18 protein-coding genes are annotated in these 25,139 nt (G+C 64.9%); 9 read left to right on the top strand and 9 right to left on the bottom strand.

Annotation, left to right across the window (positions count from 1 at the left end):
- Positions 1–21: 21 nt before the first annotated feature.
- Genes modC through HXX15_RS19030 form a run of 4 tightly spaced genes read right to left on the bottom strand, consistent with a single transcriptional unit; the run spans position 22 to position 3,430 of the window.
- Positions 22–1,173 carry a molybdenum ABC transporter ATP-binding protein gene (modC, locus tag HXX15_RS19045; RefSeq protein ID WP_296517965.1) on the bottom strand — a complete coding sequence of 384 codons (1,152 nt, stop codon included), beginning with the start codon at positions 1,171–1,173 and terminating at the stop codon, positions 22–24.
- A complete protein-coding gene (gene modB / locus HXX15_RS19040) occupies positions 1,170–1,856 on the bottom strand; it encodes a molybdate ABC transporter permease subunit (protein ID WP_296517964.1) in 687 nt (228 codons plus the stop codon). The genes modC and modB overlap by 4 nt, the downstream gene beginning before the upstream one ends.
- Positions 1,857–1,861: 5 nt before the next feature.
- Positions 1,862–2,623, bottom strand: a complete 762-nt coding sequence (modA, locus tag HXX15_RS19035; RefSeq protein WP_296517962.1) for a molybdate ABC transporter substrate-binding protein — start codon at positions 2,621–2,623, stop codon at positions 1,862–1,864.
- Positions 2,624–2,638: 15 nt separating this feature from the next.
- The gene (locus HXX15_RS19030; protein ID WP_296517960.1) at positions 2,639–3,430 is read right to left on the bottom strand and encodes a TOBE domain-containing protein; all 792 of its coding nucleotides are present in this window, start codon (positions 3,428–3,430) and stop codon (positions 2,639–2,641) included.
- 86 nt (positions 3,431–3,516) lie between these two features.
- Between HXX15_RS19030 and HXX15_RS19025 the strand changes: the two genes are divergently transcribed.
- Positions 3,517–3,726: a molybdopterin-binding protein gene (locus HXX15_RS19025; protein WP_296517958.1), complete on the top strand. Its 210-nt coding sequence runs from the start codon at positions 3,517–3,519 to the stop codon at positions 3,724–3,726.
- A gap of 62 nt (positions 3,727–3,788) precedes the next feature.
- Here HXX15_RS19025 and HXX15_RS19020 read toward each other — a convergent pair whose 3' ends face one another.
- The gene (locus tag HXX15_RS19020) at positions 3,789–4,355 is read right to left on the bottom strand and encodes a DUF2478 domain-containing protein (RefSeq protein ID WP_296517957.1); all 567 of its coding nucleotides are present in this window, start codon (positions 4,353–4,355) and stop codon (positions 3,789–3,791) included.
- A 400-nt stretch (positions 4,356–4,755) separates the two neighbouring features.
- Between HXX15_RS19020 and HXX15_RS19015 the strand changes: the two genes are divergently transcribed.
- Complete coding sequence (locus tag HXX15_RS19015) at positions 4,756–9,747, top strand: 2-oxoacid:acceptor oxidoreductase family protein (RefSeq protein ID WP_296517956.1); 4,992 nt, start codon at positions 4,756–4,758, stop codon at positions 9,745–9,747.
- A complete protein-coding gene (locus HXX15_RS19010; RefSeq protein ID WP_296517955.1) occupies positions 9,744–12,578 on the top strand; it encodes a sulfide/dihydroorotate dehydrogenase-like FAD/NAD-binding protein in 2,835 nt (944 codons plus the stop codon). The genes HXX15_RS19015 and HXX15_RS19010 overlap by 4 nt, the downstream gene beginning before the upstream one ends.
- 157 nt (positions 12,579–12,735) lie before the next feature.
- Here the strand turns inward: HXX15_RS19010 and HXX15_RS19005 are convergent, their stop codons facing one another.
- Complete coding sequence (locus HXX15_RS19005) at positions 12,736–13,809, bottom strand: NAD(P)-dependent alcohol dehydrogenase (RefSeq protein ID WP_296517954.1); 1,074 nt, start codon at positions 13,807–13,809, stop codon at positions 12,736–12,738.
- A gap of 266 nt (positions 13,810–14,075) precedes the next feature.
- Here HXX15_RS19005 and HXX15_RS19000 point away from each other — a divergent pair, with 266 nt between their 5' ends.
- On the top strand, positions 14,076–15,020 hold the full coding sequence (locus HXX15_RS19000) for a 1-phosphofructokinase family hexose kinase (protein ID WP_296517953.1): 945 nt from the start codon (positions 14,076–14,078) through the stop codon (positions 15,018–15,020).
- Between the two features lie 34 nt (positions 15,021–15,054).
- Here the strand turns inward: HXX15_RS19000 and HXX15_RS18995 are convergent, their stop codons facing one another.
- Positions 15,055–15,648, bottom strand: a complete 594-nt coding sequence (locus HXX15_RS18995; protein WP_296517952.1) for a hypothetical protein — start codon at positions 15,646–15,648, stop codon at positions 15,055–15,057.
- Positions 15,649–15,802: 154 nt separating this feature from the next.
- Between HXX15_RS18995 and polA the strand changes: the two genes are divergently transcribed.
- The 3 genes from polA (at position 15,803) to HXX15_RS18980 (ending at position 20,594) form a co-directional block, all read left to right on the top strand.
- Positions 15,803–18,802 (top strand): DNA polymerase I, encoded by a 3,000-nt coding sequence (gene polA / locus HXX15_RS18990; protein ID WP_296517951.1) that lies wholly within the window; start codon positions 15,803–15,805, stop codon positions 18,800–18,802.
- A gap of 265 nt (positions 18,803–19,067) precedes the next feature.
- Positions 19,068–19,631 carry an orotate phosphoribosyltransferase gene (gene pyrE, locus HXX15_RS18985; RefSeq protein ID WP_296517950.1) on the top strand — a complete coding sequence of 188 codons (564 nt, stop codon included), beginning with the start codon at positions 19,068–19,070 and terminating at the stop codon, positions 19,629–19,631.
- Between the two features lie 150 nt (positions 19,632–19,781).
- Positions 19,782–20,594: a DUF2865 domain-containing protein gene (locus HXX15_RS18980; protein WP_296517949.1), complete on the top strand. Its 813-nt coding sequence runs from the start codon at positions 19,782–19,784 to the stop codon at positions 20,592–20,594.
- 4 nt (positions 20,595–20,598) lie between these two features.
- Here HXX15_RS18980 and HXX15_RS18975 read toward each other — a convergent pair whose 3' ends face one another.
- Both HXX15_RS18975 and HXX15_RS18970 read right to left on the bottom strand, forming a co-directional pair.
- Positions 20,599–21,030 carry a hypothetical protein gene (locus HXX15_RS18975; RefSeq protein WP_296517948.1) on the bottom strand — a complete coding sequence of 144 codons (432 nt, stop codon included), beginning with the start codon at positions 21,028–21,030 and terminating at the stop codon, positions 20,599–20,601.
- A 104-nt stretch (positions 21,031–21,134) separates the two neighbouring features.
- On the bottom strand, positions 21,135–21,299 hold the full coding sequence (locus tag HXX15_RS18970; protein ID WP_296517947.1) for a hypothetical protein: 165 nt from the start codon (positions 21,297–21,299) through the stop codon (positions 21,135–21,137).
- A gap of 217 nt (positions 21,300–21,516) precedes the next feature.
- Between HXX15_RS18970 and HXX15_RS18965 the strand changes: the two genes are divergently transcribed.
- Together HXX15_RS18965 and HXX15_RS18960 are read left to right on the top strand one after the other, a co-directional pair.
- Complete coding sequence (locus HXX15_RS18965; protein ID WP_296517946.1) at positions 21,517–24,033, top strand: glycogen/starch/alpha-glucan phosphorylase; 2,517 nt, start codon at positions 21,517–21,519, stop codon at positions 24,031–24,033.
- A gap of 258 nt (positions 24,034–24,291) precedes the next feature.
- Entirely contained in the window at positions 24,292–25,125 is an 834-nt protein-coding gene (locus HXX15_RS18960) for a thioesterase family protein (RefSeq protein WP_296517945.1), read from the top strand.
- The last annotated feature ends 14 nt before the right edge of the window (positions 25,126–25,139 follow it).

Genomic DNA, 25,139 nt, shown 5'->3' with positions numbered 1-25,139 from the left:
CGACGACCGAGCCTTGCACGGTCAGCCCGCAGTTTTCGCCGCGGCATAACCCTGATCGCTCGAGGCGCCGCGCTCCGGTGCCAACGCGACGCCCTTGACCTGGGCGAAGATATCGAGACCTTCAGCAAGCTGGAGATGATCCCACGACCGCCGCGTCACCCGCGCCAGCAGCCTTGCGCCCTCACCTTGCGGACCGAGCCCTAGCACCACCAGAATTTCGCTGCGGCCAATCGGCGACTTGGCGACGATGCGCGCGGCCAGTGCGTTCAGGATCGAGGTGCCTTGCGGCGCCTGCCGGGCGAGGCTGACGTCGCCGGCCGCGATCCGCACCCGACGGCGTTCGCCGATCGCGAGCGGCGGCGCCGGCACCAGCAACTGGCCGCCGTCGATCCGCAGCGTCAGCAGGCCATAGGTCGGATCGTGGCTTTCAACCGTGGCGTCGAAATTCACCGCGGCGTCGCGCGCTACCGCCAGCGGCAGCGCCGGATCGCTTTGCAGATCGTGCAGCGGCCCCGCCGCCAGCACGCGGCCGGCCTGCATCAGGATCAGATGGTCGGCGAGCCGCTCGATCTCGGTCATGTCGTGGCTGACATAAATCACCGGCAGCGCCAGCCGATCGTGCAGCCGCTCCAGGAACGGCAGGATCTCGTCCTTGGTCAGCCGATCCAACGCCGACAGCGGCTCGTCCATCAACAGCAGCTTCGGTTGCGAGAGCAGCGCACGACCGATCGCGACGCGCTGGCGTTCGCCGCCGGAGAGGTTCTGCGGCGAACGCGCCAGCAGCCGCTCGAGCCCGAGCAGCTCCATCACCTCGTCGAACGCGATAGCGCCGGGGGCAGACCGCGATCCTCGCGGCGCGCCGTATTCGAGATTGGCGCGCACCGAGAAATGCGGGAACAGGCTGGCTTCCTGAAACACATAGCCGATCGGCCGCTCGAAGGGCCGCCGGAACAGCTGAGTGTCCTGCCACACCTCGCCATCGACTTCGCAGAACGAGCCGGGCAATCGCTGCAAGCCGGCAAGACAACGCAGCACGGTCGACTTGCCGCAGCCGGAGGGACCAAACAGGCCGGTGATGCCGGTCGCCGGCACGCTGAACGACGCGTCCAGCGCGAAGCCGCCGAGCTGGCCGCGAAACTCTCCGCGGATGCTGCGGGGTGAGATCGCCCTCATGCGCCGATCCGTGCGGTGCGTTTTTCCAGCAGCATCATGGTCAGGATCACCACGAAGGCGAACGCCGCCATGCCGCCGGCCAGGATATTGGCCTCGCGCCATTGCGAGGTCTCGACATAGTCGAAGATCGCCACCGACAGCACTTTGGTCTTGCCGGGAATATTGCCGCCGATCATCAGCACGATGCCGAACTCGCCGACAGTGTGGGCGAAGCCGAGCACGGCGCCTGCGAGAAAGCCCGGCCGCGCCAGCGGAATCGCCACGGTCCAGAACGCGCGGGTCGGCGAGGCGCGCAAGGTCGCCGCGACTTCCAGCGGCCGGTCGCCGATCGCCGCGAAGGCATTGCGGATCGGCTGCACCACGAACGGCATTGAATAGATCACCGAGCCGATCACCAGGCCTTCGAAGCTGAAGGCCAGCGTACGGCCGCCCCACAAATTGGCGAGCGCGCCGCCCGGCCCGTCCGGCCCGAGCAGCACCAGCAGATAGAAGCCGAGCACGGTCGGCGGCAACACTAAGGGCAGCGCCACCACGGCGGCGACGCCCTCCTTCCACCACGCCTTCGACCGCGCCAGCCACCACGCGATCGGCGTGCCGACGATCAGCAGAATCAGCGTGGTGATCGCGGCCAGCTCGACGGTGAGTCGGACGGGCTGCCAAATATCGTTGGAAAGCCCGCCCATGTAGGTCAGCTCCGCTCGCCGATCTCGTAGCCGTATTTCTCGATGATGGCGCGGGCTTCCGGTCCCTTCAGAAACGTCATGAAGGCGGTGGCGGCCTCATTGGCTGCGCCCTTCTTCAGCAACACGGCGTCCTGCCGGATCGGGGTGTAGAGATTCTGCGGCACCACCCAGCGCGAGCCTTCGTTGCTGCCGGTCAGCTGCGACAGCGCGATGAAGCCGACCTCGGCATTGCCGGTCTGCACGAACTGGAACGCCTGGGTGATGTTGGCGCCCTCGACCAGCTTCGGCTGCAATGCGTCGGCCACATTCAGCGCCTTCATCGCCTCGACCGCCGCGGCGCCATAGGGCGCGGCCACCGGATTGCAGATCGACAGCTTGGCGAACGATGCGGCCTTCAACGTCTCCTCGCCTTTCACCAGACCAGGAGTCTTACTCCACAGCACTAGCTTGCCGATCGCATAGGTGAAGCGGCTGCCGGCGACGCCGAGGCCGTCATCCTCGAGCTTCTTCGGCCGCTCGGCGTCGGCCGACAGAAACACCTGGAACGGCGCGTCCTGAGTGATCTGGGTGAAGAATTGCCCGGAGGAGCCGAAGCTCAGCACCGCCTCATGACCGGTCTTCTGCTTGAACGCCGCGGCGATTTCCTTGGCGGCGTCGGTGAAGTTGGCGGCGACCGCGATGTTGGCGGAAGCGGCGAAGGCGTTGCTAGCCACGAGCGAGACGATGGCGGCGCCAGCGACCAGCCGCAACAGTTTCGAGATTCTCACAAGTGTCTCCTTTGCTCAGTCGATGGCGACGATGACATGCGCGGCGTCGAACAACGCGCAGGCGGGATCGCCGGGGGAAAGGTTTAAGTCGGCGGCGCTACGCGCCGTGATCGACGCGGCAAGGGTCTTGTCGCCGCCGATGTCGAGCACGATCTCGGCGTTGACTGCGGAGACATCGATGCGCCGGACCACGCCGTGCACGCAATTGCGCGCCGAGACCAACGGCGCCTCGCTGCCGGGCGAAATCAGCACGAACGGCGCCTTAATCAGCACGATCGCTTCGCGCCCGACGCACAGGCCAAGGCTGCGCACACTCTCGCTGGTAAGCATCGCGTAGATCGTGGTGTCGTCGGACACCGCGACCGCAACCTCGGCGGAGAGCGTATCCGACTGAATTGCCGTGATGGTGCCGCGAAGGGCGTTGCGCGCACTGGTTTTCATGAAGAACCCGGAGACGAGGTTGAAGGGCGAGATGCCGGAGCCGGCGAGGTCGGGTTCGAGATTGCGAAACACCCTTGCCATTTCGGCCTCGAGTCGGCCGAACGCCTCGATCACCCGGACCCCGGTTGGGGTCAGCACCGCGCCGCCGCCGGCCTTGCCGCCGGTCCGGGTTTCCAGCAGCGGCTGGCCGAACAGATTGGTCATCGCGTCGAGCGCGTCCCAGGCCGCCTTGTAGCTCAGCCCCGCCGCCTTGGCGCCGGCGGTGATGCTGCCTTCCCGCGCCACCGCCTGCAGCAGCCGGATCCGGTCGCGGCCGACGCCGGAAATATCCCTGCTTTTCAAGGTGACGGTGGCTTCGATAGGCATAAAGACAGGCTCGCCTTTGGCTGTATAGTTTATCTATATAACGCCTAACCCCAATCGGGGGAGTCAGCAACATGGAGAATCGGATCATGAAAATCAGCGCCCGCAACCAGCTCAAGGGCACCATCGTCGATGTCGTCAAAGGCGCCACCACCTCGCATGTCCGGATCGACATCGGCGGCGGGGCGATCGTAACGGCGGCGATCACCAATGAGGCGGTCGAGGAATTGAAGCTGGCCAAGGGCAAGTCGGCGACCGCCCTGATCAAGGCCTCGGACGTGCTGGTCGCGATCGACTGATAGCTGAGTCGCAGGCGCGATCGGCGGCACGGTAATCCGGGTCGTCGATCGCGCGTCGCCGGTCATTTCAAAGCTTCGCAGAAACTGGTGTGCCGGTTCGTCTTGCGGCCGCCGCGCGCCGACAGCGCGGTCCACCAGGCCTGCAGTGAGTCGCGGTCGCAGCGCAGCCGGACGCTCATGCCGTCGGCGAATTTGATCCAGTCGGCAAAGCGCGCGCTCGGCACCGCGATCACCACCGGAATATCGGCGCCGAGCGCGCGGTCGATCAGATAGCTGAGGCCCTTGCCTTCGCGCTCCTGCCGCCCGAAGCGATTGATGATGACGAGGTCGGCTCCGGCGTCGATTTCGCTGGCGACCCGCGCGCCGGCGTCGAGCAACCGGCCGGTGTCGAGCTTGCATCCGGACGCCATCGGGCCGAGGTCCTGATACAATTGCAGCCGTTCGCCGGAATGCAACAGCAGCGCCGACAGCCGCGGCGTGTCGGCTTCGCGGTGGCCGAACTGCACCAGACCGACCGCGCGGTGGCCGAGCGCATTCAGCTCAGAGGCAAAATCGCCCAACACCCGATCGGGGTCCTGGTCCGGTTCGTACACCAGCGCGGCGAGATCGCATTGGGAGTCGAACGTCACGGCCGTTCCCTTCACGTCATGTATTCGATCTATATAACGCAGGGCCGGCGAAGGGCAAATCCGTCCTTCGACGCAGCTGCAAGCCGATTGCGCCCCCCTCCCTCGCATTTTCCATCGCGGAATTCGCCGCGGGCGTAATTTTATTGCGCGGAATACCGCCTGAACTTGGCTTTTGATGCGCGTCAAATCGACGGTATTTCCTCCGTGCTACTGCGGTGCACAACTTGATGGAGGCTTTGCCGGCAAGTCGACTGACGAGCAGGCGGTCAATTCTGGAAATCGAAATCGCTTTGCCGGCCGCTGCGTCACCGCAGCGGTCACGGCTGAGGAAGCGCTTTTCTCGCGCATGTCGAAGCGGCGAAACCGCGGCGCAAGCGGTTTGAAAAAATGGACGGACAGCATGAACGCAAAATATCCCGGACTTCCGACAGTGATCCACGGCAACGGCGCGGTGGCGCAGGTGATGGGTCACGTCTGCGGCGGCGTCATCGGTTATCCGATCACGCCCTCGACCGAGATCTCGGAAATCTACGAAGCGTTCCGCTCCTCGGGCGGCTGCAACGTCTGGGGCAAGCACCCGTTCTTCTTCGAGCCCGAAGGCGAGCATTCGGCGCAGTCCGGCGCGCTCGGCGCTGCCTTGACCGGCGGCAAGTTTATCTCCAACGCCTCGTCCAGCCAGGGCATCCTGTACGGTTTGGAGTCGCACTACGTCACCGTCGGCAAGAAGGTCGGCGGCTTCGTGCTGCAGGTCGCCGCGCGCGTGGTGTCGAAGCATTCGCTCAACGTGATGGCCGGCCATGACGACGTCTATGCGCTACTGTCGTCCGGCTACACCATTCTGTTCGGCGCCAATCCGCAGGAGGCGGCCGACTTGGCGGCGATCTCCTACAAAGTCAGCGCCACCTCGCTGATCCCGGTCGCCAATGCGATGGACGGCTTCGCCACCTCGCACATGCTCAGCGAAGCGCTGATGCCGGAGCCGGAGCTGCTGCGCGAATTCCTCGGCGATCCGTCGGGCCGGATCAAATGTCCGACCGTGGCGCAGGAGATGCTGTTCGGCGCCAAGGGCCGGGTGTTCCAGCTCAAGCAATATCTGGCGCGGCACGAGGGAGACTTCGTCCCGGCCGATCTGGAGAAACTCAAGGCGCATCTCTCCGCCCACGCCAATTCCATCGAGGCCGACAATGCCGGCGCGCTGATCGGTGACACGCTCGCCTTGGTGCCGGAAGAGCTGCGGGGGCAGTGGAAGCGGCAGTGGATCAACGCGCCGGAGAAAGGCACCCGGCAACTGGTGCCAGCGCTGGTCGACATCGACAATCCGGGCCTCACCGGCGGCGTCCAGAACCAGCCCGACTTCCAGGCCGGCGCGGTCGATCACCGCACCCATTTCGCCAACGCGGTGCCGCGCTTCGTCAAGGAAGCAATGGCGGAATATTCCGCGCTGACCGGGCGCGAGTACAAGCCGGTGATGACCTATATGTGCGACGATGCCGAGACTGTGCTGGTGGGCCTGGGTTCGGTCACCGACGACGCCGAGGCGGTCGCGACCTATCTGCGCAGCCAGGGCAAGAAGGTCGGCGTGGTGGCGATCAAGCTGCTGCAGCCGTTCCCGGAAGCCGAACTGGTCGCCGCGCTCGCCGGCAAGAAGGCCGTCACCGTGCTGGAGCGCTCGGACGTCACGGCGCTGACCGGCTTCGTGACGCATGCGCTGTGCAAGGCCCGCGAGAACGCCGACGGCGTCCGCCATGCCGGGATTCCGCCGATCGACAGGCTGCCGAAGATCACCACCGCGATCTTCGGCCTCGGCGCCCATGATTTGCAGCCGCGGCATCTGATTGCGGCCTACCAGAACATGGAGAATCCGAAGACCAACGCGCCGTTCGTCTATCTCGGCACCCAGTTCTTCTCCAAGAATCCGTCGCCGCGGATGGAAGCGCTGCAGGATCGGCTGAAGGCGGCCTATCCGGAAACCGAATTCATGGCCCTGGAGTGCGGCGAGAATCCGAGCCTGCTGCCGGCCTCGGCGTTCCGGATTCGCTTCCACTCGATCGGCGGCTACGGCACCATCGCGTCGGGCAAGCTCTTGACCGACATCCTCGCCGGTGTGCTCGACCTGCATTCGAAATCCGCGCCGAAATACGGCTCGGAGAAGAGTGGCGCGCCGACCAACTACTACATCACGCTGTCGCCGGAGCCGGTGAAGATCACCAATGCCGAGCTGGAAGACGTCGAGATCGTGATCTCGCCCGACCACAAGGTGTTCATCCACACCAATCCGCTGCGCGGCCTGGTCGCCGGCGGCACCTTCATCCTGCAATCGAATCTGTCGCCGCTGGAAGTCTGGCGCGAATTGCCGGCCAATGTGCGCAAGACCATCCGCGACCGGAAGATCCGCTTCTTCGTGATCGACGCCTTTGCGGTGGCCAAGCGCCACGCCCCGACCGCCGAACTCGAAACAAGGATGATGGGCATCGCCTTCATCGGCGCGGTCTGCGGTCATGTCGATCGCGTGGTGGCGGACGCCTCAGAGGACGTGATCCTCACCAAGATCCGCCAGCAGATCGCCAAGAAGTTCGGCGCCAAGGGCGGCCCGGTGGTCGAAGGCAACATGGCGGTGATCCGCGAGGGCCTCGAGGCGACCCACAAGGTCGACTACGACGCTCCGGAATTCCGCGACGCCGAGGTCAAGACCGCGGCGAAGAAGAGCCATGATGTCTCCACCTCGGCGGCGATGTGCCGGATCGCCGGCCCGGCCTCTGCCGCGGGCTTCCTCGATCCGCAATATTACGACGACGTGATGGCGGCGCCGTTCCGCGACGGCACCATCGCGGATGCGCCGGTGATGCCCGGCATCGGAATGTTCATGCCGGCCGGCAGCGCCGCGATGAAGGACAAGGGCCTGTTCCGCCGCAACGTGCCGGAGTTCAAGCCCGAACTCTGCACCGGCTGTCTGGAATGCGCGCTGGTCTGCCCCGACGCCGCGATCCCCAACGCTGTGCACGACATCCATGAACTGCTCGGCACCGCGATCAAGCAGCTCGACATCGCCCCGGCGCAGCAGGAAGCGCTGCGCGGGCAGATCCCGGCATTGAGCGAGGCGATCCGCGAGGTCTATCGCGGCAGCAAGGACGACAAGCCGTTCCACGACATCGTGGCGCAGGCTTCGGCCGCGCTCGACGTCGACAACGCCACGCTGAAGCGCAATTTCGGCAAGCTAGCCGCGGCGCTGCAGGCCTATCCGGTGGCGCGGACCCGGCCGTTCTTCGACGCGATGGAAAAGAGCCAGCCGGGCTCCGGCGGGCTGTATTCGGTCAGCGTCGATCCGTGGAAATGTTCGGGCTGCCTCGAATGCATCGACGTCTGCGGCCCCGGTGCGCTGGTTGATCGCGAGCAGGACGAGCCGCTGCTGGAAACGCTGCAGACCCGGTTCGAATTCCTCAGCCGGATGCCGAACACGCCGGCGCGGTTCTTCGACGGCGCGACCCGCGAGGGCGGCGAGACCAAGCGGCTGATGCTGGACCGCGCCAATTACTACGCCACCACCGGCGGCCACGGCGCCTGCCGCGGCTGCGGTGAGGTCACGGCGATCCGCCTCGTCACCTCGACCAATCACGCCATCCACGACAAGCGTCGCAAGGATCACACCCGCGAGCTGGAAGCGCTGATCGAGCAGCTCACCGCCAAGCGCGACGCGGTCGCGGCCGATGCGGAACGCTGCGCGCGGATCGACCGCACCCTCAAGACGCTGGAGAAGCGGCTGTATCTCTACGAGTCCGGCCCCACCGGCAACGGCCCGTCCGGCATGGTGATCGCCAACGCCACCGGCTGTTCCAGCGTCTATGCCTCGACCTTCCCGTTCAATCCCTACACCGATCCGTGGGTCAACAGCCTGTTCCAGGACACGCCCGCGGTGGCGAAGGGAATCTTCGAGGGACTGACTGCGGCGGCCGCGGACGATTTCCGCGGGCTGCGGATCGCCAAGCTTGAGCTGGCCGACGCCTATGACCCAACCGCTCACGACAACTTCTTCCGCTACTTCGGTTGGGGGCAGTTCACGCCCGAGGAGCGCGGCCTGCTGCCGACCGTGCTCAGCATGGGCGGCGACGGCGCCACCTACGACATCGGCTTCGGCGCGCTGTCGCGGCTGCTCGCGACCAAGACCCCGATCAAGGTTGTGGTGCTGAACACCGGCGCCTATTCCAACACCGGCGGCCAGACTTCGACCGCGAGCCTCACCGGCCAGGACTCCGACCTGTCGCGCTACGGCGTCGCCAATAGCGGCAAGCAGGAATCCCGCAAGGAGCTCGGCCTGATCGCCTCGTTCCATCCCAACGTGTTCGTGGTGCAGACCTCGACCGCGCTGCAGGGCCACTTCCTGAAGAACGTGATGGAGTTCCTCAACTACACCAACTCGCCGGCGGTGCTCGATGTCTACACCCCGTGCCAAGCCGAACACGGCATCGGCGACGCCGTCGCCAACCGCCAAGCCCGCAAGGCGGTGGAGAGCCGGATGAACCCGGTGTTCGTGCACGACCCGCGCCGCGGCGCCAATCTGCACAGCTGGTTTTCGCTCGACGGCAACCCCGAACCGGATCAGGACTGGGCCTCGCAGTCGATCGAATATGTCGACGATAACGGCGCCACCCAGTTGTTGAAGGTCAAGGTGACGCCGGCCGATTTCGCCTTCACCGAAGTTCGGTTCAAGAAGCAGTTCAAGCCGCTGGCCAAGGACGCCGACGCCGTGCCGGTGGATGAATACGTCGCGCTCGGCACCGACCAGCGCGCCGGCAAGACGCCTTTCATCTACGGCACCGACGACGACAAGCGGCTGGTCCGCTATGCGGTCGGCGCAACGGTGATCCAGCTGGTCGAGGAACGGCGGAAATACTGGCGCACGCTGCAATATCTCGGCGGCTTCGACGTCCGCGCGCTCGACGAGGCGCACCACGCCGAACTGGCCGCGCTGCGGCAGCAATACGACGAGTCGGTGAAGGCGCGGGAGAGCTCGCTGGATTCGATCGCGCGCGGCATGAGCGAACTGGCGGCTTCCTCCAACGCGCCGGCAGCGGGCGGATTCGCCGGGCTGATGGCCGGGCTCGCCCCGACCGCCACGGCGCCGGCCGCCGCCATCAACGGCGCCAAGGCCGCAAACGGCAACGGCGCGATCCCGATCCATATCGACGAGTGCGATCTGGAGAAATGCACTAACTGCAAGAGCTGCTACCAGGACGTGCCTGAAGTGTTCGAGCTGACCAAGATCGTGGTCGGCGGCGTCTCCAAGGACGTCGCCCATGTGATCCCCGGCGTGTTCAGCAAGATCAAGATCACGCCCGAGCTGTCGGCCAAACTGAGCCGCGCGGCGGCTAATTGCGACGCGGAGATCATCCGATGAGCGAGATCGCAGGCGGCGTCCCCGACGAACTACTGCGCTACCAACAGGCGCGCAGCACGCTCGAAACCAGCCGCAGTGAGCTCGAGGAACTGCAGCAAAGCGAAGCGGTTGGCGTGTTCCAGAAGCAGGTCGCGCTGTTACAGAAGCGGCTTCTGAACGATCCCGCCTCGCTGCGCAACATGTTCATCGCCGACGGCACGCAGGCGATCGTCTGGGAATTCCAACAGCCCGAGCTGGGCCCGGCGTTCACCAATACTCTATGGGACCTGCTCAAGCGCGACGACGATATGAGCGCGATCCTGCAGCGCTTCATCTGGGCGCTGCCGCTGAAGTTCAAGCGCAAGTTCATCAAAGCGATCGACACCCATCTGTCCGACCGCTACCCGATGTTCAAGGACCTGTCGCACGGCTGGCCGGGCGAGACCTACATCCCGCCCTATATCCGCCCTGCGGAAGAGCGCTCGCATGATTTCGAACTGGTGAACCAGGGCTACCTTGGCTACCAGAGCCTCGGCTACAGCATGCGCGAATGCGAGCTGTTCGTCTGGCTCGAAGTGCTGCGCGACAAGCAGTGCGACGACAGGCCCTGCGAGATCGGGTTGTTGATCCAGGGCAAGAACGAGCCGAAGGGCGGTTGCCCGGTCAAGATCCACATTCCCGAAATGCTCGATCTGCTCGGCACCGGCCGGCATCGCGAGGCGCTGGAGCTGATCGAAAGCTGCAACCCGCTGCCGAACGTGACCGGACGGGTCTGTCCGCAGGAACTGCAGTGCCAGGGCGTCTGCACCCACACCAAGCGGCCGATCGAGATCGGCCAGATCGAATGGTACCTGCCCGAACACGAGAAGGCGGTGAACCCGGAGGCCAACAAGCGTTTCGCCGGCATCGTCAGCCCGTGGAACGCCGCGACCAAGCCGCCGATCGCGGTGGTCGGCTCCGGCCCGGCCGGACTGATCAACGCTTACTTGCTGGCGGTGGAAGGTTTCCCCGTCACGGTGTTCGAGGCGTTCCACGATCTCGGCGGCGTGCTGCGCTACGGCATTCCCGAGTTCAGATTGCCGAATTCGCTGATCGACGACGTGGTCGAAAAGATCACGCTGCTGGGCGGCCGCTTCGTCCGCAACTTCGTGGTCGGCAAGACCGCGACACTGGAAGATCTCAAGGCCGCCGGGTTCTGGAAAGTGTTCCTCGGCACCGGCGCCGGTCTGCCGACCTTCATGAACGTGCCTGGCGAGCATCTGCTCGGCGTGATGTCGGCCAACGAGTTCCTCACCCGCGTCAACCTGATGCGCGCGCTCGACGAGAAATACGAAACCCCATTGCCCGAGGTGAAGGGCAAGCAGGTGTTCGTGATCGGCGGCGGCAACACTGCGATGGACGCGGCGCGCACCGCCAAGCGGCTCGGCGGCCACGTCACCATCGTCTATCGCCGCACCAAGAAGGAAATGCCGGCCCGCGTCGAAGAGCTGCATCACGCGCTGGAGGAAGGCATCGATCTGGCGGTGCTGCGTTCGCCGAGCGAATTTCTCGGCGACGCCAAGACCAATTTCGTCACCCATGCGGTGCTCGACGTCAACGAACTCGGCGCGCCCGATAAATCCGGCCGCCGCAGCCCGGTGCCGACCGGCAAGGTCGAGCGGATGCCGGTCGATCTGGTCATCATGGCGCTCGGCAACACCGCCAACCCGATCATGAAGGACGCCGAGCCGACGCTGAAGACCAACAAATGGGGCACCATCGAGATCGAGCGCGGCTCGCAGAAGACCTCGATTCCGGACGTCTACACCGGCGGCGACGCCGCCCGCGGCGGCTCCACCGCGATCCGCGCGGCTGGCGACGGTCAGGCGGCGGCGAAAGAGATCGTCGGCGACATTCCGTTCTCCGCCGCCGAAATCAAGGCGATGGTAGCGAAGGCCGCGCGCTACACCGAACTCGGGCAGCTGAAGCCGACCATCGTCGACAAGATCGAGCTGGCCGGCGGCATCGTCGAATTCGTGGTGCGCGCGCCGATGGTGGCGAAGGCGGCGAGGGCCGGACAATTCGTCCGCGTGCTGCCGTGGGACAAGGGCGAACTGATTCCGCTGACGCTGGCGGACTGGGATGCCGAGAAAGGCACCATCGATCTCGTGGTGCAGGGCATGGGTACCAGTTCGCTTGAGATCAACCGGATGGCGATCGGAGATGCCTTCAGCGGCATCGCCGGCCCGCTCGGCCGCGCCTCCGAACTGCATCGCTACGATGGCGACCGCACCGTGGTGTTCTGCGCCGGCGGCGTCGGGCTGCCGCCGGTCTATCCGATCATGCGCGAGCATCTGCGGATGGGCAATCACGTCACCCTGATCTCCGGCTTCCGCGCCATCGACTTCCTGTTCTGGACCGGCGAGGACGAACGAGTCGGCAAGTTGCAGAAGGAGTTCGGCGACCAGCTCGAGGTGATCTACACCACCAATGACGGCAGCTATGGCGTCAAGGGTTTCGTCACTGGGCCGCTGGAGGAGATGCTGAAAGCGAACCAGGCGGGCCGTGGCCGCACCGTCGCCGAGGTGATCGCGATCGGGCCGCCGCTGATGATGCGCGCCGTCTCGGACCTCACCAAGCCTTACGGCGTCAAGACCGTGGCGAGTCTCAACTCGATCATGGTCGACGCGACGGGAATGTGCGGCGCCTGCATGGTGCCGGTGACGATCGACGGCAAGATGGTGCGCAAGCACGCCTGCATCGACGGCCCAGAGCTCGACGCCCACATCATCGACTGGGACAAGTTCCTGCCGCGCTTCAACCAGTTCAAGGCGCAGGAGCAGGAGAGCAAGGTGAAGCACGGCTTTGCGTGAGCAATCGCGACGGCGTCGTCATCCGGGGCACGAGCAGCGAGAGCTGCGAGTGAGCCCGGAATCTTGCGGCATATGGTGTGTCAAGATTCCGGGTTCGCTCGCCCAAGGGCTAGCGCCCCGGAATGACAAGCTTTGGCGTTTCCGGAATCGAAACGCGCTACGGCGTGATCGCGACTTTCAGCACGCCGTCGCGCTGGTGGCCGAACAGGTCGTAGGCCGCCTCGATGTCGTCGAGTTTGAAGCGGTGCGTCACCAGCGGCTTGAGGTCGATGCGGCCGGAATCGATCACAGCCATCAGCCGCCGCATCCGTTCCTTGCCGCCGGGGCACAGGGTGGTGACGATGGTGGTATCGGCCAGCCCGGCGCCGAAAGGGCCGAGTGGAATCGACAGATCCGACGAATACACCCCGAGGCTGGACAGCGTGCCGCCGGGCCGCAGCACCCGCAGCGCTGCCTCGAAGGTGGCCTGGGTGCCGAGCGCCTCGATCGCGACGTCGACGCCGCGGCCGTCGGTCAGCCGCATGATCTCCTCGACCGGGTCGACGGTCCTGAAATTCAGGCAATGATCCGCCCCTAGCTTGCGCGAGACTTCCATCCGTTCCGGCAGGCCATCGACCGTGATGATGGTGGTGGCACCGGAAAGCTTGGCGCCGGCGGTGGCGCACAGCCCGATCGGCCCCTGGGCGAAGATCGCCACCGTGTCGCCGATCCGGATCTTGCCGCTCTCGGCGCCGCTGAATCCGGTCGACATGATGTCCGGACACATCAGGACCTGTTCGTCGGTCAGACCGTCGGGCACCAGTGCCAGATTGGCCATCGCGTCCGGCACCAGGACGTATTCGGCCTGGCAGCCGTCGATGGTATTGCCGAACTTCCAGCCACCGAGCGCCTTGAAGCCATGCTTGGTGCCGGCGCCATCCTGACTGAGACAGCCGCACAGGCAGGCATTGCTGTAGCCACTGGGCGTGATCGCCCCGGCGATCACCCGCTGGCCTTCCTGGTAACCCTGGACGGAGGAGCCGAGCTTTTCGATCACGCCGACCGGCTCGTGCCCGATGGTCAGGCCGCGCGCCACCGGATATTCGCCCTTCAGGATGTGGATGTCGGTGCCGCAGATCGTGGTCGTCGTGATTCGAACCAGCGCGTCCAGCGGGCCGATCTCCGGGATCGGCTTCTGATCCAGAACAATCCGGCCAGGCTCGACAAACACCGCGGCTTTCATCTTACCCATCGTGATCCTCTGTTGTTTCGTCCGGAAATGACCGATCGGGAATGTGACAAGCCTGTTCCCCTGATGTCCGCATTTCTAACAGGCTGTTGTGACGGGATATGGACCCGTTCGGCGCCGACATCCCGATGCAGGGTTGTAGATTGGCGGTTTTGGCGTGGTCTTGGTTCAGAACTTCACTTGAAGAACTCGCGGCAATAGTGAAGAGAACGTCCGAACCACGCCACCAGCGCCGCTAGGATGCCGGCGCTTCGAATCGGGAAATCCGCTTGCCCCACATCGTCACCGTCACCCCTGGTCCGGCGATCGACGCCTGGACCTCCGTGAAGAAGATCGTGCCGATCTCAAAACTCCGGTGCGGTCCGCTACTGCGGCACCCCGGCGGCGGCGGCATCAACGTGGCGCGCGTGATCAAGCGATTGGGCGGCGAGGCCCTCACAATCTATCCAGCGGGAGGAGCGATCGGCGAGCTGCTCCGCTCGCTGGTGGAAGAGGAAGGCGTTGCGAGCCGGGCAATCCTGACGTCCGAGGAGACAAGGGAAGACTTTACCGTATTCGAGGACGCCACCAGACAAGAGTTTCGCTTCGTTGTGCCGGCGGCGAAGCTGACCGAACAAGAATGGCAACAACTGATCGGCGCCGTCGTCTCGGCCACGCCTGCGCCCGCCTTCGTGGTCGCAAGCGGCAGCTTGCCTCCGGGGGTCCCGGCAGATTTCTTTGCTCTGGTGGCCCGTGCCGCGAAGGCGATGGGCAGCAAGGTGGTTGTCGATAGCTCGGGGCCGGCTCTCAAGGCCGCTTTGCGGGAAGGCGTCCACCTGATCAAGCCGAGCCTCCGCGAGTTTCACGAACTGACCGGCGTCGTTTCCGAGGACGACGATGCGCTGGCCGACGCCGGTCGCGACTTGATTGCGCAGGGCCAGGTCGAGATCGTCGCTCTGAGTATGGGCTCCAAGGGCGGACTTCTGATCACGGCGGACTGCGCGTTGCGCTCGGAAGGGCTCGCGATCGAACCCGCGAGCGCCGTCGGAGCTGGCGACAGCTTCCTGGCCGCGATCATCTGGAGCCTGGCGCGTCAGGATCCTCTCGAAACCGCCCTGAGATATGGAATTGCCGCGGGCTCGGCGGCGCTGCTCCATCCCGGAACGGAGCTTGCCCGGCTGGACGATATCAGCCGCCTCATGCCGCAGACCAGCGTCCATCGGATCGGCCTGTAAGGCGTGAATGCGACATGCGTCGCGGTCCGCGACGCTACCCCGCGCCGTCGATCTTCACGCCGTCTTTCATTTGATTGATTTTTTCGCGAAAACCTTCGGCGTCGCCGAAATCCGCGAATCCCTGATAGTGCGGATGCGGACCGAGCACGCGGCGGGCGTGCTTGATCGGGCACCAATAGACTTCAGTGCGCGACGCCACCTCGCGCACGAACGCGATCACGCCATTGCCATAGGAGCAATAGCCGCAATTGATCTTTTCCAGCAGGTTGAGATAGGCCAGATGATGCCGGTCGAATACCAGATAATCGCGGCGGCGGACTTTCGGGATCTTGTAGATCGGAAAGCAGATCGCCTGATACGCCATCACCCAGAGGTCGACCAGCACGAACGGCACGATCAGCGAATAGATCACCGGCGCCGACAGCGCGATCTTCGGGTTGGCGTCGCGAATGTAGCGCGCCAGCGCCACCTTGACCTGGCGCTGCAACCGCAGCGCCTCCTGCTCGAACACAATCTTCTGGTTTTCCAGACGGTAGCGCAGCCCCTCGCGCCGCTTCGCCAATTCGACCTCGATCTCAGCCTCGACCGAGCGCAGCTTCTGCATCAGATCGTCGAGTTGCGTGGTCATCGTGGCGTCCTTCCGAAGCCTTGAGTCGAAAGAACCACCGGGTCATGGAACAGGCTCCGATGCAACCAATTCCGGGACAGCCGACGCGGAAAAATCCCGCTTTCTCGGCTTCCGGACGGGTGTCATTGCGCGGAAAAATCCTTAAGTTGCGGCGATGCCGAAAACCGCAGAACAAGCCGCCGCCAAAGCCCCCGGAAAAGGCGACCACGTCTTCCTGGTCGATGGGTCGTCCTATATTTTCCGCGCCTATCACGCACTGCCGCCGCTGAACCGCAAATCAGACGGCTTGCAGGTCAACGCCGTACTCGGCTTCTGCAACATGCTGTGGAAGCTGCTGCGCGAGATGCCGCCGGACAACCGGCCTACGCATCTGGCGATCATCTTCGATAAATCCGAAGCCACCTTCCGCAACAAGTTGTACCCCGACTACAAGGCGCACCGGCCGCCGGCGCCGGACGATCTGATCCCGCAATTCGCGCTGATCCGCGAGGCGGTGCGCGCCTTCGACCTGCCCTGCCTGGAACAGGTCGGGTTCGAGGCCGACGATCTGATCGCGACCTATGTGCGCGAAGCCTGCGAACGCGGCGCCACCGCCACCATCGTGTCGTCCGACAAGGACCTGATGCAGCTCGTCACCGATTGCGTCACGATGTACGACACCATGAAGGATCGCCGCATCGGCATCCCCGAAGTGATCGAGAAATTCGGCGTGCCGCCCGACAAGGTGGTCGAGGTCCAGGCGCTGGCAGGCGACAGCGTCGACAACGTGCCGGGCGTGCCCGGCATCGGCGTCAAGACCGCGGCGCAGCTGATCGTCGAATATGGCGATCTGGAAGCGCTGCTCGCGCGCGCTGGCGAGATCAAGCAACCGAAGCGGCGCGAGGCGCTGCTCGCGAACGCCGAGAAGGCGCGGATCTCGCGGCAGCTGGTGCTGCTCGACGATCACGTCAAGCTCGACGTGCCGCTGGACGAACTCGCGGTGCACGAACCCGACGCGCGAAAACTGATTGCGTTCCTGAAGTCGATGGAGTTTTCCACACTGACAAGGCGGGTGGCGGAATATTCGCAGATCGATCCGGCGGATGTGGAAGCCGACGCGGCAAACAAGAGCGGTTCTTCCCCCTCCCCCCTTGCGGGGGAGGGTCGGGGTGGGGGGGCCCAGGACCGCAGCACTTCGGAGTTACCCCCCTCCCCAACCCTCCCCCGCAAGGGGGGAGGGAGCGCGCAGACGTCGCCGCAGGACCAGTTCACCCCGCAGGCGCTGGCCGCCTCACGCGCGGAAGCTGCGCGAAAGACTCCGGTGGATCGCAGCAAGTACGCGATCGTCCGCACGCTCGACGAACTGCACGCCTGGATCGCCCGGATTCACGACACCGGCCATTTCGCCGTGGAAGCCAAGGCGACCTCGATTGATCCGATGCAGGCCGATCTGGTCGGCATCGGGCTGGCGCTCGGCCCCAATGACGCCTGCTACATTCCGCTCGGGCACCGGCAATCCGGCGATGGCTCCGGCCTGTTCGCCGCCGGTCTCGCGCCCGACCAGATCAAGGCCAGCGATGCGCTCGAGGTGCTGAAACCGCTGCTTGAATCGCCGGGACTGTTGAAGATCGGCTTCAACATCAAATTCACCGCGGTGCTGCTGGCGCAGCACGGCATTTCGATCCGCAATGCCGACGACGTGCAGCTGATGTCCTATGCGCTCGATGCCGGCAGCAACAGCCACGGCCTTGAGGCGCTGGCGGAAAGCCGCCTCGGCCACAAGATGCTGAGCTTCGCCGAGGTGATCGGCAGCGGCAAAGGCAAGGTCGGCTTCGATCAGGTGACGATCGAGCGGGCGACCGAATATGCCGGCGAAACCGCCGACGTGACGTTGCGGCTGTGGCGCGTGCTGAAGCCGCGGCTGCCCGCCGAGCGGATGACGACGGTGTACGAGACGCTGGAACGGCCGCTGATCGGCGTGCTGGCGCGGATGGAGCGGCGCGGCATTTCGATCGACCGGGCGGTGCTGTCGAAGCTGTCGGCGGATTTCGCCCAGACGGCGGCGCGCATTGAATCGGAAATCCGCGAGATCGCCGGCGAGGAGGTCAATATCGGCAGTCCGAAGCAGCTGGGCGACATCCTGTTCGGCAAGATGGGCCTGCCGGGCGGCACCAAGACCAAGACCGGGGCGTGGTCGACCTCGGCGCAGATCCTCGACGAACTGGCCGAACAGGGCCACGAATTCCCGCGCAAGATTCTCGACTGGCGCCAGGTGTCGAAACTGCGCTCGACCTATACGGATGCGCTGCCGAATTACGTGCATCCGCAGACCCACCGGGTTCACACTACTTATGCGCTGGCCGCCACCACCACCGGTCGGCTGTCGTCGAACGAGCCGAACCTGCAGAACATTCCGGTGCGCACCGAGGACGGCCGCAAGATCCGCCGCGCCTTCGTGGCGTCGCCCGGTCATAAATTGGTGTCGGCGGATTATTCGCAGATCGAGCTGAGGCTGCTGTCCGAAGTCGCCGATGTCCCGGCGTTGCGCAAGGCGTTCCAGGACGGCGTCGACATCCACGCCATGACGGCGTCGGAAATGTTCGGCGTGCCGGTCAAGGACATGCCGGGCGAAGTCCGCCGCCGCGCCAAGGCGATCAATTTCGGCATCATCTACGGCATCTCGGCCTTCGGCCTCGCCAACCAGCTCGGGATTCCGCGCGAGGAGGCTGGCGCCTATATCAAGAAGTACTTCGAGCGCTTCCCCGGCATCCGCGCCTATATGGACGCGACCCGCGATTTCTGCCGCGAGCACGGCTATGTCGAGACCCTGTTTGGCCGCAAGTGCCACTACCCCGACATCAAGGCGTCCAACGCCTCGATCCGCGCCTTCAACGAGCGCGCCGCGATCAATGCGCGGTTGCAGGGCACCGCCGCCGACATCATCCGCCGCGCCATGGTGCGGATGGAGGACGCACTGGCCGAGAAAAAACTCTCGGCGCAGATGCTGCTGCAGGTCCACGACGAACTGATCTTCGAGGTCCCGGACGACGAGGTCGCCGCGACTCTGCCGGTGGTGCAGCACGTGATGCAGGACGCGCCGTTCCCGGCGGTGATCCTGCACGTGCCGCTGCAGGTCGACGCCCGGGCCGCGGTGAATTGGGACGAAGCCCATTGAGAATTTCTGCCGTCATCGCCCGGCTTGACCGGGCGACCCAGTACGCACGGCGGTCGATGATAGCTGTGCCGCCGACCAAACTTGACGTAAAGCGCGGACACGAAGCCATGACAGCTCTGGAATACTGGGTCGCCCGGTCAAGCCGGGCGATGACGGACTTTCTTGTTGCCGCGCTATTCCCCATCCCTCTTTCCGGGCGATCTCCGCTGGAATTCGCCGCGCGGCGCCGATAGATTGCGGCGCGTCCAGCCGAAAGAACCCGCCCGTGTCCAAATCAGCCTCCCGCGCCCGCCTTGCCGACATCATCCGCGTCCGCTCGTTCGGCCGCGGCGAGATCACGCTGGCCTCCGGGCGCAAGAGCGACTTCTATTTCAACCTGAAGCCGACCATGCTCGACCCCGAGGGCGCGACCTTGCTGGCAGAATTGACCTATGAGGCGCTGCGCGACGACATGCCGGATTATGTCGGCGGGCTGGAAATGGGCGCGGTGCCGCTGGCCGGCGCGATCGCGCAATTGTCTTGGCTGAAGAACCATCCGATCGCGGCGTTCTTCGTGCGCAAGAAGCCGAAGGAGCACGGCGCCAAGCTGGCAATCGAGGGGCTGGCGAAGGGCGAGACGCTGCAGGGCAAGCGCGTGGTGATCGTAGAGGACGTCACCACCACCGGCGGCTCCGCCATCAAGGCGGTGGAGTCGGTGCGCGAGGCCGGCGCCGAAATCGTCATGGTGCTGACCATGATCGATCGCGAGGAAGGCGCCGCCGCGAATTTCGCCGAAGCCGGCCTGCCGTTCCGCTCGCTGTACAAGGCGAGCGAATTCCTGAACCGCTGAGCCGCTGAGGGCGCCGATCTCCCTGTTCCGGCTGCAAATCTTTTCGGCAGTCGGACCCTCACTCACCGCTCGTTTACCATCCCGCATTAAAGTCACCAGTATCGCGGCATCCTTCGTCGCGCACGGTCGATCGCGGTGGTGGAGTGAGCGTTGCTTAAAGTATCGAGAATTTCGCGCCTGCGTCGCGGCATTACGCTGGTGGCCGCGGTCGCCATCGCCGGCCCCGTAACGCTGGCGCCGGGGACTGCCTCCGCGGAGAATTTCTTCGAAGCGCTGTTCGGCGGCGGCCAGCAGCGACAGCAACGGCAGCAGGCACCGGCGCAAGCGAACTTCTTTGCCGATCCGTTCGGATTCAACCAGCAGGCGGCACCGCCGCCGCCGCGTCCGGTCGCCGCCGGCGGCGGACCGGCGTTTTGCGTGCGCAGCTGCGACGGCAAGTATTTCCCGCTGCAGGCGCGCGGCGGCATTACGCCAGCGCAGATGTGCCAGGCGTTCTGTCCGGCCGGAAACGCCCAAGTATTCTTCGGCGGCAGCATTGCTAGCGCGAGAGCCAACAACGGCCAGCGCTATGCCGACAGCGACAATGCCTTCGCCTATCGTACGGCGCTGAAGGCCGACTGCACCTGCAACGGCCGCGACCCGGCCGGTCTGGCGCCGATCGATCTGTCGCTCGACACCTCGCTGCGGCGCGGCGACGTGGTGGCGACTGCGGACGGCCTCGTCGCCTATTCGGGGGTCCGGCTCGGTGCCGATCAGACCCCGGAACTCACCCCGGTGGCGTCCTATCCGGGGCTCACCGCGGAGGTCCGCGCCAAGCTCGGCGACATGAAGGTGGCGCCGGTCAGCGCCGAACTGCTCGCCGAGGATGCGCCACTGCCGGAAGTCAGCCGCGACGTCGCCCCGCCGACGACGGTGATCCCGAAGACCGCGTCGCCGAAAGCCAAGCGCGCCGACATCAACTAACCGGTCATCGTCCGACGATCACGCCGATCACGTTCGGCGCCAACAGATATTTCTCCTCGATCCGCACGCGCGCCGCGGCGCGGTTTTCCGGCGTCAAGAGGCCACGCTTCTCGGCCAGGATCATCCAGCAATAGCCCCACCAATCGGTCAGCATGCCGGTGTCGTCGACCAGGTCGTAGCCCTGCTCGGCGGCGAAGATCCGCGCATGGGCCTCGTCCAGCGTGTCGAGCCAGCCGTGGTCGGTGTCGGAGAACAGTTCGTCGCTGATGTCGTCGGTGGTGTAGCCCCAGATCGACAGACACACCGCGTTGAACTCGCGGTCGATCTGGTCGTCATCGACCACCTGCCGGCGGGCCAGTTGATGTAGCCGCGACAGCGAACGGGCGAAATCGGCGATCCGGGTGAGCGCCAGTTGATCGAAGGCGATGGTGGACATGTAGTCCTCGCAAGCAGAGACAGACCATAGATATTGTGCCGGCACGCGCCGAATCACTATGATATATCAAAGACTTGCTAAAGTGTTCTTAATTTGTTCTAGGCTCACTCGACGGCCTTGACCGGGATGGTCGCGATCGCAGAGGCCAACTCGCGTATCGCCTTTTCGGGATCGTCCTCCCAGACGACCGAAACCGTCGACCATTTCCGAACCAGGTCGTGGAACAGCCCGGTGATCTTCACGCCGGCGCGACGACGTTGGTCCGACATCTCGATTGTCTCCCTCGCTGAGCTCGATTGCGCGCATCATCGCAGCATCAGCCGACGCAACGAACACAAAATAACAAACGCCATCGGCACATTTTATTTCCACTCGTGCTGTTTTGCACAAATCCGAGGCATCGCGCCGCAACGATGCACTCGCAACGGGTTCCGATCCGGTCATAATGCGCGTATGCTTACCATCTACGTCGTTTAGGATCGAAACTTGCCAGTCCAGTCGTCCCCAGAGAACTTCCAGCCGCCGAATGCCCCGCTCGACGAGCTGGCGCTTGCCGAGATCAAGACCGCGATCGTCTCCAAGCTGACGCTTGGGATCGGCAAGGAAGCCGCACTCGCGACCAAGCACGACTGGTACAAGGCGGCGGCGTTGGCGCTGCGCGACCGTATCGTCTACCGCTGGCTGCTGTCTGAAAAGGAAAGCTACGACGGCGGCCGCAAGCGGGTCTACTATTTGTCGCTGGAATTCCTGATCGGCCGGCTGTTCACCGACGCGCTGAACAATATGGGCCTGCTGCCGCTGTTCGACGCGGCGCTCGGTGACCTCGGGGTCGGGCTCGACGATCTGCGCAAATGCGAACCGGACGCCGCACTCGGCAATGGCGGCTTGGGCCGGCTCGCGGCTTGCTTTATGGAAAGCATGGCGACGCTGGAGATTCCGGCGTTCGGCTACGGCATCCGCTACGATTTCGGCCTGTTCCGCCAGATCATTTCGCAGGGCTGGCAGAAGGAATATCCCGACGAGTGGCTCGGCTTCGGCAATCCTTGGGAGTTGCAGCGGCCGGAGGTGGTGTACCAGGTCTATTTCGGCGGCCATGTCGAACACGTCGCCGATTCGAAGGGGCGCGATCGTGCGTTCTGGACTCCGGGCGAGACGGTGCAGGCCGTGGCTTACGACACCCCGATCGTCGGCTGGCGCGGCCAGCACGTCAACGCGCTACGGCTGTGGTCGGCGCGGGCGCCCGATCCGCTGTTGATCGACGTCTTCAACACCGGCGACTATCTCGGCGCGACCGCGCACGAAGCCCGCGCCGAATCGATCTGCAAGTTCCTCTATCCAAACGACGAAAGCGCCGCAGGTCGCGAATTGCGGCTGCGGCAGGAATATTTCTTCGTCTCGGCCTCGCTGCAGGATTTGATCAAGCGCCACCTTGCGTCCGACGGGCAGATCCGCGGGCTGGCGAAGAAAGCCGCGATCCAGCTCAACGACACCCATCCCAGTCTCGCCGTCACCGAGCTGATGCGGATCCTGGTCGACCTCCATGGCCTGCGCTGGGAAGACGCCTGGGAAATCACCAAGGCGACGCTGTCCTACACCAACCACACCCTGCTGCCCGAGGCGCTGGAGACCTGGCCGGTCGAATTGTTCGAGCGCTGCCTGCCGCGCCATCTCGAGATCGTTTATCGCATCAACGAAATCCATCTCGGCCTCGCCGAAACCCGGTGCCCCGGCGACGTCGATTTCCGCGCCTCGGTTTCGCTGATCGACGAGCGCGCCGGACGGCGGGTGCGGATGGGGCATCTCGCCTTCATCGGCTCGCACCGGATCAACGGCGTTTCGGCGATGCATTCCGACCTGATGAAGGAGACCGTGTTCCACGATCTCAATCACCTCTATCCGGGCCGCATCACCAACAAGACCAACGGCATCACCTTCCGGCGCTGGCTGATGCTGGCTAATCCGGGGCTGACCGACCTTTTGCGCGCGACCTGCGGCGAGGAGGTGCTGGACGACCCATCGCGGCTTGAACGGCTCGAAGCGTTCGCCGGCGACAATGCGTTCCAGCAGGAGTTCCGCGACGTCAAGCACCGCAACAAGGTGGCGCTGGCCCGGCTGATCGCCGAGCGTAACGGCATCAAGATCGACGCCAGCGCACTGTTCGACGTGCAGATCAAGCGTATCCACGAATACAAGCGGCAGTTGCTCAATATTCTCGAGACCGTCGCACTGTATTACGCGATCAAGGACGAGCCGCAGCGCGACTGGGTGCCGCGGGTCAAGATCTTCGCCGGCAAGGCGGCGGCGAGCTATCGCTACGCCAAGCTGATCATCAAGCTGATCAACGACGTCGCCGAGGTGGTCAACAACGACCCGGCGATCGCCGGACGGCTGAAGGTGGTGTTCATGGCCGACTACAATGTCAGCCTGGCCGAAGTCATCATCCCCGCCGCCGACCTGTCGGAACAGATCTCGACCGCCGGGATGGAAGCCTCGGGCACCGGCAACATGAAGCTGGCGTTGAACGGCGCCTTGACCATCGGCACGCTGGACGGCGCCAATATCGAGATCCGCGATCATGTCGGCGCCGAGAACATCGCGATCTTCGGCATGGAAGCGCTCGAAGTGGTGGCACGCCGTGCGCAGGGGCTGGACGCCAACGATGTGATCACGCGCTCGCCGCATCTGGCCCGGGCGATCCGCGCCATCGATGCTGGCGCGTTTTCGCCTGACGATCCGGCCCGCTTCGCGTCGATCGCGCACGCGCTGCGGCACCTCGACCACTACATGGTCAGCGCCGATTTCGACAGCTACTTCGAGGCCCAGCGCGGTATCGACGCGCGCTGGCGCGCCGGCCCGGCCTGGACCCGCGCCGGCATTCTCAACGTCGCGCGAATGGCGTGGTTCTCGTCCGACCGCACCATCCGCGAATATGCCGAGGAGATCTGGAACGTACCGAGCAGGCCCGCCGCGCAGCAATCATCCCCACGGCAGGCGCTGCGCTGAGCGTGGGCCAGTTGGGCGGTGTCGATCCATCCTACCGCATCTCCCCCGTCATTCCGGGGCGCGCGCGGCGCCAGCCGCGTGCGAACCCGGAATCTCGCTACACGGCAGGACCGCAAGATTCCGGGTTCGCTCGAGCGACGCTCTCGCGCCCCGGAATGACCACTTCAGCGTCGTCCAACTGCGACAGGATCGTCACGTCTAACTTGATTGAATGAGACGGAATGCGGGGCCAACCTGCATCGCCACAATGGAGACAACATGCACGCCAAGGTCCAGGACGGTGCCGCCGACCCGTTCGATTTCGCCACCAGGGTTACGCCCGAAAACGGCCGCTGGATCGGCCACGTCAGTGACGACTACCGCGCCTTCGTCGGTCCGTTCGGCGGCGTCACCGCCGCGACCATGCTGCGTGCGCTGCTCGATCATCCCGAGCGCGCCGGCGATCCGCTGGCCTTCACCGTCAATTTCTGCGCGCCGATCGGCACCGGGCCGTTCGATCTCGATCTGCGCCTGATCAAGGCGAACCGCTCAAGCCAGCATTGGTCGGTCGAACTCACGCAAGGGAACGACGACGTTCTGGCCTTCGCCACCGCGGTGTTCGCTCTGCGCCGGTCGACCTGGTCGCACCAGCCCGCCGGGCTGCCGGACACCCCGTCCTACGAGCAGACGCCGGTGTTCGGCAGCGCAGGCGCTGCGCCCTGGATCAGGCAGTTCGAGTTTCGTTTCGTCGAAAGCACCCCGAAATTCGGTGGCGCGCCGCACGACGCGCCCGCCAGCGCCCACACCAAGGTGTGGATCGGCAACCGCGTGCCGCGCAAGATCGACGCAGTGTCGCTGGCGGCGATCGCTGACGCGTTCTTCGCCCGGATCTTCCATGTCCGCGGCGAGATCGTGCCGTTCGGCACGATGTCGATGACGACCTATTTCCATGCCGACGCCGCCGACCTCGCGGCCGAGGATTCCACCGCGGTGCTCGGCGTCGCCGACGCCAAGATCTTTCACAAGAGCTACGCCGACCAGACCGGGGAACTGTGGTCCGCCGGCGGGCGTTTGCTGGCGAGCACGCATCAGATCGCCTATTTCAAGGTCTGATCCTTTCCGCATCT

The sequence above is a fragment of the Rhodopseudomonas sp. genome (genome assembly GCF_013377015.1).
In the GTDB taxonomy this organism is placed as follows: domain Bacteria; phylum Pseudomonadota; class Alphaproteobacteria; order Rhizobiales; family Xanthobacteraceae; genus JARJEH01.
Note: the sequence above shows the minus strand (reverse complement) of the source record. Positions and strands in the feature narration are given on the sequence as shown.